The sequence below is a fragment of the Plasticicumulans lactativorans genome (assembly GCF_004341245.1).
Taxonomy (GTDB): domain Bacteria; phylum Pseudomonadota; class Gammaproteobacteria; order Competibacterales; family Competibacteraceae; genus Plasticicumulans_A; species Plasticicumulans_A lactativorans.
The window spans coordinates 57692-70161 of the sequence record NZ_SLWY01000001.1 but is presented as its reverse complement, the minus strand read 5'-3'; the positions used below and the strand labels follow the sequence as shown (position 1 = coordinate 70161).

Here is a 12470-nt window from a genome sequence, read left to right as displayed (position 1 = left end):
CCTGGCGTGGCGAACGGGCAGTCAAGCCATCCCCCCACATCACCAAGGGACAGAAACATGCCGAAGCGAACCCGTCCGTCCATGCGCCTGCTGGACCTGCGCCACACCCTGCAAGCGTTCCTTTTCGCGGCCGTCGCACTGCTCCCGGCGCCCGGCAGCGCCGACGTCCAGGAGCGGCAGATCAAGCTCGCCTTCCTGCCGGTGCAGCAGCATCCGATCGGCCTCGGTGCGCAGCGCTTCGCTGACTTGGTCGCCCAGAAGAGCGGCAACAGGCTCAAGGTGAAACTCTTCGCGGGCGGCGCGCTGGGCGGCGACCTGCAGATGCTGTCGTCGCTGCAGGGCGGCACGGTCGAGATGACGGTCCTGGTCACCAGCCTGCTGGCGGGAATCACCAAGGATTTCCTCGTGCTCGATTTTCCGTTCCTGTTCAACGACGAGAAGGAAGCCGACGCGGTTCTCGACGGCCCGCTGGGGAAGAAGCTGCTCGCCAGGCTGCCCGAGAAGGGCCTGGTCGGCCTCGGTTACTACGAATTCGGCTTCCGCCAGCTGACGAACAACCGGCGACCGATCACCAAGGTCGAGGACATCGCGGGCTTGAAGATCCGCGTCAGCCAGACGCCGCTGTTCATCGATTTCATCAACGCCCTGGGCGCCAATGCAGTGCCACTGGCGATCCCCGAGCTCTATACCGCCCTCGAACAGAAGACGGTGGACGGCAGCGATGCGCCCCTCGGCTTCATCCAGATGCAGAAGTACTACGAAGTGCAGAAGTACCTCGCGCTGACCCGCCACCTGTACAACGCGCAGGTCTTGCTGGTCAGCAAGAAGTTCTGGGACAAGCTCTCCGCCGACGAGCAGAAGATCCTGCAGGACGCCGCGGACGAATCCCGCGGCTACCAGCGCGCGATGCTGCGCGAACTCGATGCCAAGGCGCTTGACGCGCTGAAGCAGAGCGGCATGCAGGTCACCGAGTTGCCGCCGGAGGAACTCGCGAAGATGCGCGCCAAGGCGCAACCCGTTGCCGACAAGTACGCCGGGGAAATCGGCGCCGGCCTGGTCGACGAACTGAAGGCCGAACTCGCGAAGGTGCGCGGGCAATAACCCCGCCGCCGCGCCCCGGAACGGGAAAGGATGCCCGAGATAACAACAACGTTGCCGGCGTCGTCCGCGGCGGGGGCTACGGGCAGGCGATGGCCGGGATCACCCGGCAGCGCCGTCCGGTGCGGGTCCAGATGCCGACCACGGGGTTTCAGGTCGCGTCCGGCCCCCCTGCGCCACCGGCGGGCGTGCCGCGATGGGCTGGCTGGGGCCGGGGTACTGTTCCTGCCGGGCGACGACGTGGAGGCCTTCGCGGGCGCGTGACAGCACCTCGCCGTCATACTCCGCGGCGTAGACCACGTAGACCGAATGGGAGAACTCCGGCACCCCGCGGACGCGGAACAGTTCGCCCTTTTCCAGGAAGGGCGCCACGGTGCCGGCGCGGAAGTAGCCCGCGCCGCCGACGCTCAGCACGTAGGTCAGCGCCAGCGGCCCCAGCGAAATGGCCACCGGCGGGTTGGGGTGATCCGGAAACGCCGCCTCGTGGTTGGCCGCGAAGTTCGGCCCCCAGTCGACGTAGACGTACTGCCCGCTGTCGAGCGTGCCGTCGGCCCGGTTGGTCACCATCACCAGCTTTTCTTCCAGCAGCAGCTCGCACACCAGTCCCGGCCGCTGTGGCGGGTTGTAGAGCAGCGCCATGTCGAGCGAGCCGTCCTCGACGCGCTCGAGCAGCCGCTGCGGCGCGTCGACGTCGGTGCGCAGCGCCACCTCGGGGCAGATGTAGTGCATCCAGGCGAGCCAGTCGGCCAGCAGTGGATGCCACAGGCTCAGCTCGCCCCCCAGGCTGATGCCGTCCTTGCGCCCCGGCGGCAGGGCGACGTGCTGGCGCGCGCGCTCCCAGCCCTGCACCAGGCGGTTGGCATGGCGCACGAAGCGCTCCCCCGCCGGCGTCAGCCGCGCGCCGGCCTTGTTGCGCACGAACAGCGGCCGGCCGATCTGCTGCTCCAGCGAACGCACCCGGGCGCTGACCGCCGTCTGGGTCACGTGCAGCCGCTCGGCGGCGGCGCCGAAGCTGCCGCTGGCGATGATCTCCAGAAAGGTGCGGGCCAGTTCGATATCCATCGTTTCATAACAACACTTTTGCTTTTAATCAGAATAAGTATTCATTTGATTGATTTCAATTGATCTTTCACCATCGACCGCCTCGTGAATCTGATCGCGGGCGCGCCACGCGGCTGCGTGACGGCCCTGACAGGATGCGCCATGGCGAACCCACCGAAGCTGACCGAACCCGTGCTGAGCGACGCGCAATGGTCCACCGCCCGCGCGCTGGCGGACGGGCTCGACACCGAACGACTGCACTGGCTGGGCGGTTTCTTCGTCGGCGTCGCGCACGGCCGCGGCACCGTCCGGGCCGACGCCGTTCCGGCGTCCACGGTCGCGCGGGCGCCGGCGGCGGCCGGGAGCCGCCACGTGACCGTGCTCTACGGCAGCGAGACCGGCAACAGCGCCGCCGTCGCCCAGGCGCTGGCCGCGCAGCTCGGCGCGCACGGGCACGCGGTCGCGCTGCTCGACATGGCCGACTGCAAGCCCCGCCAGCTCGGCGAGATGCAGGATCTGCTGATCGTCACCAGCACCTACGGCGACGGCGATCCGCCGCAGCCGGCCGCGGCGTTCTTCGAGTTCATCGAGGGGCGCAAGGCGCCGCGGCTCGACGCCGTGCGCTATGCGGTGCTGGCGCTGGGCGACTCCACCTACGAACACTTCTGCGCCGCCGGCCGGCGGCTGGACGCGCGGCTGCAGGCGCTGGGGGCCGAGCGGCTGCAGCCGCGCGTCGACTGCGACGTCGACTACGAGGAGGCCGCCACCGCCTGGCGCGCCGATGTCCTGCAGCGGCTCGCGGCGACGGCCGCCCCGGCGGTGGCGGCGGCACCGGGGGCACCGGCCGGTGGCGCCTCTGCACCGGCGCCGCATGACAAGCACCGCCCCTTCGCCGCCCGCGTGATCGACAGCCTCGTGCTGACCGGCCGCGGCTCGTCGAAGGAGGTGCGGCACCTCGAACTGTCGCTCGCAGGCTCGGGGCTGCGCTACGAGCCGGGCGACGCGCTCGGCCTGCTGCCGCAGAACGACCCGGCCCTGGTGCGCACGGTGCTCGACCTGGCCGGCCTGTCCGACGACGCGCCCGTCGAGCTCAAGGGGCAGTCGCTGCCGCTCGGCCAGGCCCTCGCGACCGAGCTGGACCTGGTGGCGGTGACGCCGCGCTTCCTCGAACAGTGGGCGCAGCGCTCGGGCGCCGGCGAGCTGCGGCAGCTGAGCCTGCCGCGGTACGCCGCCGAGCGCACCGCGTTCGCCCGCAGCCACCACGTGGTCGACGTCATGCGCAGCCACCCGGCGCCGGGCCTGGACGCGGCGGCGCTGGTCGCCGCGCTGCGCCCGCTGCAGCCGCGCCTGTACTCGATCGCCTCCAGCGCCGCCGCCGTCCCCGACGAGGTGCACCTGACGGTGGCCAGCGTGCGCTACGAGCTGCACGGGCAACCACGCACCGGCGTGGCCTCGGGCTACCTGGCCGCGCTGGGGCGGCCCGACGCGCAGGTGCCGGTGTACGTGCAGCCCTCCCGGCACTTCCGGCTGCCGGCGGACGACGTGCCCATCGTCATGATCGGCGCCGGCACGGGCGTGGCGCCCTACCGGGCCTTCCTGCAGGAGCGCGAGGTGCGCGGCGCCGCGGGCCGCGCCTGGCTGTTCTTCGGCGAGCGCCGGTTCCGCACCGACTTCCTGTACCAGACCGAATGGCAGGGCTGGCTCAGGGACGGCCTGCTGGCGCGCATGGACGTCGCCTTTTCGCGCGATGCGCACCACGGCGCGGGCAAGACCTACGTCTGGCACCGGCTGCTGGAGCGCTCGCGCGAGCTCTACGCCTGGCTGGAGGAAGGCGCCCACGTCTACGTCTGCGGCGATGCCGAGCGCCTGGCGCCCGACGTGCATCGCACGCTGGCCGAGATCGTCATGCAGCACGGCGGCCGGGATCTGGAGGCGGCGCACGACTACCTGCGCCGCCTGCAGGACGACCACCGCTACCAGCGCGACGTGTATTGAGCGGAGAGCCCCGAACCCCGATGAAGCCGTCCACCCCCTCCCCGGCCCTGCCCGACCGCAGCCGCGACATCAGCCAGCCGCTGGAGCGGCTCGATGCCGACGAGCGCCTCAAGGCGACGAGCGACCACCTGCGCGGCACGATCCCGCAGAGCCTGCTCGACCGCATCACCGGCGCCGTCGCCGACCGCGACGCCAAGCTGCTGAAGTTCCACGGCATCTACCAGCAGGATGACCGCGACCTGCGCGAGGAGCGGCGGCGCCAGAAGCTGGAGCCCGCCTACCAGTTCATGATCCGGGTGCGCATGCCGGGCGGCGTGTGCACGCCGGCGCAGTGGCTCAGGCTCGACGAGCTGGCGCGGGCGTACGGCAACGGCTCGCTGCGCATCACCACGCGCGGCACGCTCCAGTTCCACTGGGTGCTCAAGCACGCCCTGCGCGAGACGCTGCAGGGGCTGCACGAGGTGCTGCTGGACAGCCTGTCGGCCTGCGGCGACGACGCGCGCGGCGTGGTCTGCTCGGTCGACCCGGCGCAGTCGGCGCTGCACGCCCAGGTCCATGCGCTGGCCAGGCGGACCAGCGACCACACGATCCCGCGGCTGCGCGCCTACCACGAGATCTGGTACGGCGAGGAGCGCATCGTCGGCCCGGAGCCCGAGGAGCCGTTCTACGGCCCCACCTACCTGCCGCGGAAGTTCAAGATCGGCTTCGTCATCCCACCCTGCAACGACATCGACGTCTACGCGCAGGACCTGGGCTTCATCGCCATCGCCGAGGCGGGCCGGCTCACCGGGTTCAACGTCGCGATCGGCGGCGGCCTCGGGCATACCGACCGCGTCAACGGCACCTGGCCGGCGCTGGCGCAGGTGATCGGCTTCGTCGGCGCGGACCGGGTGCTGGCCGTCTGCGACGCCGTGATGGGCGTGCAGCGCGACCATGGCGACCGCAGCAACCGCGCCCATGCCCGCTTCAAGTACACCCTCCACGATCACGGCCTGGCGTGGATCAAGGCCGAGATCGAGCGCCGGCTGGGCCAGGCGCTGGAGCCGGCGCGGCCGTATGCGTTCACCAGCAACGGCGATCCGTTCGGCTGGCAGCAGGACGAGACCGGTCACTGGCACGCGACGCTGCTCGTGCCCTGCGGGCGCCTCGTCGATCGCCCCGGCACCGCGTGGCTCGACGGCCTGCGCGCGGTGGCGCGGGTGCACCGGGGCAGCTTCCGCCTCACCACCAACCAGAACCTCGTCGTCGCCGGCATCGCCCCGGCGCAGCGCCCGGAGATCGAGCGGCTGCTGCAGGAGCACGGGCTGCTCGCGTTCGAACAGGCGAGCGCCCTGCGCCGCCACGCCATCGCCTGCGTGGCGCTGCCCACCTGCGGCCTGGCGATGGCCGAGAGCGAGCGCTACCTGCCGACCCTGCTGGCCCGGCTGGAGCCGATCCTGGCGCGCCACGGGCTGCTGCAGGAGCCGATCACGCTGCGGGTGAGCGGCTGCCCGAACGGCTGCGCGCGCCCCTACGTCGGGGAGATCGCGCTCACCGGTCGGGCGATCGGCCGCTACAACCTCTACCTCGGCGGCGGCTTCCACGGCCAGCGGCTCGGCCGCCTCTACCTGGAGAACGCCGTCGAGGCGGCGATCGTCGCCGCGCTGGACGAGATGCTCGGTCATTTCGCGCACGACCGCCGCGAGGGCGAACGCTTCGGCGACTTCGTCATCCGCGCCGGCTACGTCAGCGCGGTGCGCGACGGGCCGGACTTCAAGACGCCGAACCCGGGCGAGGCCCCGGGCAGGCCCAGGCAGAAGGGGTACCCGCATGTCGACGCCACGGCGTGACGCGCAGGCCGGCGACGACCCTGCGCAAGCCATCCTGCACACGCCGCTGTGCGAGCTGCTCGGCTGCCGCTACCCGCTGATCCTGGCCGGCATGGGCGGCGTGGCCCGTTCGGCGCTGGTGGCGGCCGTTACGCAAGCCGGCGGCTTCGGCTTCCTCGGCATGGTGCGCGAGCCGCTCGCGCTGATCCGCGACGAGGTGGCGCGCGTGCGCCGGCGCACCGGGCGCCCGTTCGGCGTCAACCTGATCCCCGCGGCCACGCCGCCGGCGCTGCTGGCCGCGCAGGTCGAGCTGTGCATCGAGCTGGGCGTGCCGGTGGTCGGCCTGTTCTGGGACGTGCTGCCCGAGGTGGTCGGCAGGCTGCGCGACGCGGGCATCCTCGTGGTCTACCAGGTCGGCTCGGCGCTCGAGGCGCGACTGGCGCAGCGGGCCGGCGCGGGCGTGCTGATCGCGCAGGGCATCGAGGCCGGCGGCCACGTGCGCGCCCGGCAGCCGCTGGCGCAGGTGCTGGCCGAGGTGCGGGTGGTCGCGCGCGTGCCGGTGGCGGCGGCGGGCGGCATCGCCGACGGCGCGGGCGTCGCCCGCGTGCTGGCGCAGGGTGCGCAGGCTGCCGTGCTCGGCACCGCGCTGCTCGCGACCGAGGAGTCCTGCGCCCACGACTACCACAAGCAGCGCCTGCTGGAGGCGCAGGGCAGCGACACCGTGCTCACGGAGGCCTTCCGCATCAACTGGCCGCCCCACGCGCCGGTGCGGGTGCTGCCCAACAGCGTCACGCGCGGCGAGCACGGCGAGCCGTCCGCCGCGCGCCGCACGGTGATCGGCGAGGAGCAAGGGCGCCCCATCTACCTGTTCAGCACCGATTCACCGTTGCAGTCGATGACGGGTGACTTCGAGGCCATGGCGCTGTACGCCGGCACGGGCGTCGGCAGCATCCGCACGCTGGAGCCCGCGGCGCATCGCATCGCACGCCTCGTGGCCGAGGCCGCGGGCCGGCTGCGCCCCCGCGCGCCCGACGCGCCCGAACCGATCGAGTTCGCGTCCCCGGTCTGCTACGCGGCCGAGTTCGAGCGCCAGCAGGAAGCCCGGGACGCGCACCTGCGCACCCTGCTGGCGCGGCTCGACGAGCTGCTCGAAGCCGAGCGCGCCGGTGCCCGCGTGGCGCTGCGCATGGCGGCGCAGGCGCAGGACGCGGTGCTGAAGCGCGCGATCGAGCTCGTCCACCACGACGAGGCGAAATGGTGCGCCATGCTGACGCGCCACATCCGGCGGCTGCAGGGCACGCCCAGCGCGCGCACCGGGGCGTTTTACGACAAGGCCATGGCCATCGGCGACCTGCATGAACGCCTGGCATTCCTCAACCGCGGGCAGGGCTGGGTGGTCAGGAAGCTGCGCGAACTGCTGACCGTCGTCGAGGACGCCGCCCTGCGCGACGACCTCATCGGCATGCTGGTCGCCCACGAAGCCAACATCGACACGGTCGACGCCCTGCTGCCGCCGGCCTGAGCGGGGCGTTCCAACAAACCCGCCCTGAACCAGGGGCATCAACGGAGATCACGCCATGCGCCAGCTCTACCTCGGCGACACCATCCCCGATTTCGAACAGGACTCGTCCATCGGCCCGATCCGCTTCCACGCCTGGGCGGGTGATGCGTGGGTCGTCCTGTTTTCGCACCCGGCCGATTTCACGCCGGTGTGCACCACCGAGCTGGGCCTGACCGGCAGGCTCCAGGCCGAGTTCGACAGGCGCAACGTCAAGGCCATCGCGCTCTCCGTCGACGATGCCGCGTCGCACCGCGCCTGGATCAAGGACATCGAGGCGACGCAGCACACCGTGGTCGGCTTCCCGATCATCGCCGACCAGGACCGCAAGGTCGCGTCGCTGTACCAGATGATCCACGCCGGCGAATCGACCACCGTGACGGTGCGCACCGTGTTCATCATCGACCCGGCGAAGAAGCTGCGGCTGACGCTGACCTACCCGCTGAACGTGGGGCGCAATTTCGACGAGATCCTGCGCGTCATCGACGCGCTGCAACTGGCCGATGCGCACACGGTGGCCACCCCCGGCAACTGGCAGCCGGGCGACGAGGTGGTGATCCCGCCGTCGATCCAGGACGAGGCGGAGATCCGCGCAAAATTCCCCAAGGGCTACCGGGCCGAACGCCCGTACCTGCGCCTGACGCCCCACCCCGGCCGCTGAGCGCCGGTGCCAGGCACCCGGCAGGAACACGCCACCGGTAACGAAAAGTCGAGTAGAGGTCGTTGGGCGCCCGCTCACCATGCCTGTCGAGCATCCCGGCTTCGCGGGCGCCCATCCCGTGCTTCTACAGCGTGTTCAAGGGCTCCGGTTCGCCCTGCGCATCGGGCCTGCTGCGCCCGTCGAGATGCGCTGCGCAGACCCGACGCGCATCCGCTGCAGCCGATGGTTGGGCGTTTTCACCATCTCCGCGACAGCATTTCCTCGATGCACAGCCGCAGATCATTCGCCTCGCGGGCGAGCATGAACGGCTCGCCCGCCTTGGCCCGCGTCTCGGCCGCGGCCTTGCGGCGGGCGTTCAGCCTCCGGTGCGGCGAAAGCACCGGAGAATTACCCGGTCATTTGCGACTCGACGCAGATCGCCGCCGACCGACCCGGCCGACAACCCCGAGGCCCGCCAGCATCAGCGCCCAGGTCTCGGGCTCGGAGACGCCAACCACCGGGCCAATCACGGGGTTGCCATTCAGGTTCACCGCCGCGTTCTGCGCGCCGATAAAGTCGCCGACGCCGTAGAGCGTCGGGTCAAACAGGCTTTGTGGGCCACAGGCCGGACCAATTGTCGGATCCTCGCACAGTGCCTCGCCGGCGCCATCATCACTCAGCACGCCGATGTACTTGAAGAACTCGTAGCGCCGCAGCACCGACTCGGCATTGGCGCCGGCTTCCTTCTCGTTATTGAGTTCGTTGAGACCACCGTTCGGGTTGCCCGGATCGAATTGCATCAATTGCCACTCGATCTCGGTCTCCCCATTATTTTCGTCCGGAACCAAGGGGCTGTTGGCAACCAGATCCTCCAGACCGACCTTATGTTCGTACTCGGTAGTGAACACCTTGACCCAGATCGGCGTGCCAAACTGGGGGTCAGGCGCTTCGGGCGACGGCGGCGGTATCACCACCGGCGCCGGGATCAGGGCCCCGACCAGAGGCGGCGGCGCCGGCTGGCCGGGCGGCGGCGGCGGCGCCGGGGTCACGGTCCACGTCGGCGCCGGAACCGTGGCAATGACCGGGCTGAGCGACAGCGAGCCGGGCGACGATTCGACCAGCCACTTGTAGGTCGTATTCGTTGGGTTCTTGCTCGTTCCGACACCGAAGTGGTCGCACGGAATGTTGGGGTAGTTGCCGCCGCCACCGGTCCAGCAGCTTTCGCCCGGCGTGTTGAAAGCGCCGCTCAGCGTGCCGACGTCCCAAGAGCCGCCCGTGATGCCGCTTTGATAGGTGATGCGCACCCCGGTGCCGTAGTCGGAGATAGTCGGTGAGCCATAACGCTCGACGGTGGTCGGGAAGCCGCGGCCTGGGCCGCCGAACGTGTCTGTAACGTCGGAAGATGTCAGACCTTCGAGATCGATCTCGAAGCCGTGCGCGGTACTGCCGGTGTCGTTGACGACATCGAAATTGCCGAGCGTGCCGAACACGGAGGCGTGGCTCGCCATTGGCGCCAGCGTCACCGCGAGTGCTGCGGCGGAGATCAACTTGAGATGGCTTGCAGTCATGGTCATTGCTCCTGCCTCGCCGAGGCATTGGGTCCGTCAGCGGCGGATGCGCTCTCGGCCAAAACTCATTTAAAACTTGCGCGCGGAGTCCTGCTGCCTCTCCGAGATTGCACGAGGCACGATGGGCATCGAACTCTCTATGGGCGCCCCGACCGATCCGGACGGACACGGTTTTTTACATGAAGCAAGCAGCGCACCACGTCGGCAATTGCTGGAGTTCTCGCCCAGCGATCACGCCTGACCCTGCCTATTCGGCTCACATTGTAAAAGTTGCCGACGACGACGGTTGAAATCGACATGAGAATTCAATGCCAAATTAACTGCTGGTAGTATTTTTTTATTGCGCAAGGAGTCGATGCTGCCTTATTGCGCTTAGTCAATTCATTGATCGGCTACGAGCCTGATCTGAATCAACAGAGGTCGCATGGACGCGGAAGCACGGTCTACGTGCCACGCTGGAAGTCCATTTTTCAGTGTAAAGGTTTTCGACAAAACCCTCGTTCATCGAGCCATGCAAGCGAGCACCACTCGGTGCGCGCTTTTCTCGCCGGACAAGCATGGGCTTGTTCTCACTGAGTTTCGCGGCCGGCGGGGGGAATGATGTACAGGCCTCGATCCACTGGGCATTGGGTTGCGCAGCATGAGCCCGGCACGCGCGCCCCGCCGGTGTTGGCGGTGCCGTGCCGGACACGTCAGGGCCTGGGGCGACGAAGTCGTAGGCAGATATCAGTAAATCTGAAAAATCAAGAACCCCTGAATCCACTTCGGATTCAGGGGGCCGCGATAAGTGATTTTTTAGAACGGGATGTCGTCGTCCAGCACGTCGTCGAAGCCGCCGGGGTTGCCGGCGGCGGGCTTGGCGGCCGGGGCCGGCTTGCCGCGCGGGGCGGCGGGAGCGGCGTCGTCGCGCTCGTAGGGGGCGCTGCCGCCGCCGCCCTTGCCGCCGAGCATCTGCATGTCGGTGGCGACGATCTCGGTGGTGTAGCGGTCCTTGCCTTCCTTGTCCTGCCACTTGCGGGTGCGCAGGCTGCCTTCGATGTAGACCTGCGAGCCCTTGCGCAGGTACTCGCCGGCGATCTCGGCGAGCTTCTTGAACAGCACCACCGAGTGCCACTCGGTGCGGTCCTGCTTCTGCCCGGTCTGCTTGTCGGTCCACGAGTCGGTGGTGGCGATGCGCAGGTTGGCGATCGCGTCGCCGCTCGGCATGTAGCGGACTTCGGGGTCCTGCCCGAGGTTGCCGACGAGGATGACCTTGTTGATGCCTCTGGCCATGGGCGTGTGCTCCGAAACGTTGAGGGGCGGAATCCAGGGGGATGGGGCCACTTTGCCACACCCTGCCGCCGGGTGAGACCCGCGGCAGCGCGAAGGTTCAGGCCGGCAGGCGCGAGTGCGCGAGCAGCGCCGGCTCGTCGAGGGCGTGGCGGTCCACCTTGAGGTAGGCGACGCCGTCGCTCGCGATCACCACCGCCTCGGCGACGCCGCGGATGTCGGTGAGGCGGCGCGCGAGCTCGGCGGCGGCGGACTCGTCGAGCGGGCCGGTGTTGAGCAGGTAGCTCGACAGGTAGCGCGGGTTCTTCATGGTCCAGGCGGCGGCCAGCCACACCAGCGTGGCGACGACGCCGAACTCGAACACCGCGCTCAGGCCGTAGTGCCCGCGGATCCAGCCGCCGGCGGCGCCGCCGCAGAAGGCGCCGAGGAACTGCATGCTGGCGTAGAAGCCCATCGCCGTGCCCTTGGCGTCGGGCGGGGCCATCTTCGCGACCAGCGAGGGCAGCGTGGCTTCGAGCAGGTTGAACGCGGTGAAGAACAGGAACATCACCAGCGAGATGCCGACCGCGCCGGCGTGGAAGGCGACCAGCCCCAGCTCGGCCAGCGCGAGCAGGGCGACGGCGCCGACGAACACCTGCTTCAGCCGGCGCTTCTTCTCGCCGATGATCACGAACGGGACCATCGCCGCCATGCCGAGCACCATCGTCGGCAGGTAGATCTCCCAGTGGCGGTTGACCGGGATCCCGGCCTGCTCGACCAGCGCGTGCGGCACGGCGACGAAGGTCGCGGTGAGCACCAGGTGCAGCACGAAGATGCCGAGGTCGAGGCGCAGCAGCTGCGGGTCGACCAGCACGCGGCGGAACTGCGCCGGCACCGGCTGGGTGTCGCGGTGCAGGCGCGCGTCGAGCGGGTCGGGCACGCAGTAGCGCACCACGGCGATGCCGCCGAGGGCGAGGCCGGCGGTGAGCCAGAAGATGCCGGGCACGCCGATCAGCCCTTCGAGCACCGGCCCGGCGACCATCGACACCGCGAAGGCGACGCCGATCGACACGCCGATCACCGCCATCACCTTGGTGCGGTGCTCCTCGCGCGTGAGGTCGGCGGCGAGCGCCATCACCGCGGCCGAGATCGCACCGGCGCCCTGCAGCGCGCGCCCGGCGATCACCCCCCAGATCGAGTGCGACACGCCGGCGAGCACGCTGCCGGCGGCGAAGACCAGGAGCCCGACGACGATCACGCGCTTGCGCCCGAGGCGGTCCGACAGCAGGCCGAAGGGAATCTGGAAGATCGCCTGCGAGAAGCCGTAGATGCCGATGGCGAGGCCGGCGAGCGCCGGCGTGGCGCCGTCGAGGTGCTCGGCGTAGAGCGCGAACACCGGCAGGATCATGAACAGGCCGACGATGCGCAGGCTGAACACGCCCGCGAGCCAGGCCGCGATGCGGGCCTCCTGCGCGGTCATCGCCTCACCAGCCAGGTGCTTGCTCATGGGTGTG

General features: G+C 69.8%; 10 protein-coding genes. 5 read left to right on the top strand and 5 right to left on the bottom strand.

Features of this window, described 5'->3' with window-relative positions:
* Positions 1-81: 81 nt before the first annotated feature.
* Complete coding sequence (locus EV699_RS00295) at positions 82-1101, top strand: TRAP transporter substrate-binding protein (RefSeq protein ID WP_132537951.1); 1020 nt, start codon at positions 82-84, stop codon at positions 1099-1101.
* A 99-nt stretch (positions 1102-1200) separates the two neighbouring features.
* Here the strand turns inward: EV699_RS00295 and EV699_RS00290 are convergent, their stop codons facing one another.
* Entirely contained in the window at positions 1201-2160 is a 960-nt protein-coding gene (locus EV699_RS00290; protein ID WP_132537950.1) for a LysR family transcriptional regulator, read from the bottom strand.
* A 141-nt stretch (positions 2161-2301) separates the two neighbouring features.
* On the opposite strand from EV699_RS00290, the gene EV699_RS00285 reads away from it, so the two are divergent.
* The 4 genes from EV699_RS00285 to EV699_RS00270 are packed head-to-tail and all read left to right on the top strand — an operon-like array spanning position 2302 to position 8161.
* Positions 2302-4134 carry an assimilatory sulfite reductase (NADPH) flavoprotein subunit gene (locus EV699_RS00285; protein WP_132537949.1) on the top strand — a complete coding sequence of 611 codons (1833 nt, stop codon included), beginning with the start codon at positions 2302-2304 and terminating at the stop codon, positions 4132-4134.
* 20 nt (positions 4135-4154) lie between these two features.
* Entirely contained in the window at positions 4155-5963 is a 1809-nt protein-coding gene (gene cysI, locus EV699_RS00280) for an assimilatory sulfite reductase (NADPH) hemoprotein subunit (protein ID WP_132537948.1), read from the top strand.
* Positions 5944-7464, top strand: coding sequence for a nitronate monooxygenase (locus EV699_RS00275; protein WP_132537947.1), 1521 nt, complete (start codon positions 5944-5946; stop codon positions 7462-7464). Before cysI ends, EV699_RS00275 begins: the two co-directional genes overlap by 20 nt.
* Before the next feature lie 55 nt (positions 7465-7519).
* The gene (locus EV699_RS00270; RefSeq protein WP_132537946.1) at positions 7520-8161 is read left to right on the top strand and encodes a peroxiredoxin; all 642 of its coding nucleotides are present in this window, start codon (positions 7520-7522) and stop codon (positions 8159-8161) included.
* A gap of 236 nt (positions 8162-8397) precedes the next feature.
* On the opposite strand, the gene EV699_RS19780 is transcribed toward EV699_RS00270, so the two are convergent.
* From EV699_RS19780 to EV699_RS00255, 4 genes are all read right to left on the bottom strand, one after another.
* Complete coding sequence (locus tag EV699_RS19780) at positions 8398-8541, bottom strand: hypothetical protein (RefSeq protein ID WP_165903968.1); 144 nt, start codon at positions 8539-8541, stop codon at positions 8398-8400.
* 15 nt (positions 8542-8556) lie between these two features.
* Positions 8557-9708, bottom strand: a complete 1152-nt coding sequence (locus tag EV699_RS00265) for a PEP-CTERM sorting domain-containing protein (protein WP_132537945.1) — start codon at positions 9706-9708, stop codon at positions 8557-8559.
* A gap of 795 nt (positions 9709-10503) precedes the next feature.
* Positions 10504-10980: a single-stranded DNA-binding protein gene (gene ssb, locus EV699_RS00260; protein WP_132537944.1), complete on the bottom strand. Its 477-nt coding sequence runs from the start codon at positions 10978-10980 to the stop codon at positions 10504-10506.
* Positions 10981-11077: 97 nt separating this feature from the next.
* Positions 11078-12463: an MFS transporter gene (locus EV699_RS00255; RefSeq protein WP_132537943.1), complete on the bottom strand. Its 1386-nt coding sequence runs from the start codon at positions 12461-12463 to the stop codon at positions 11078-11080.
* Between the last annotated feature and the right edge of the window lie 7 nt (positions 12464-12470).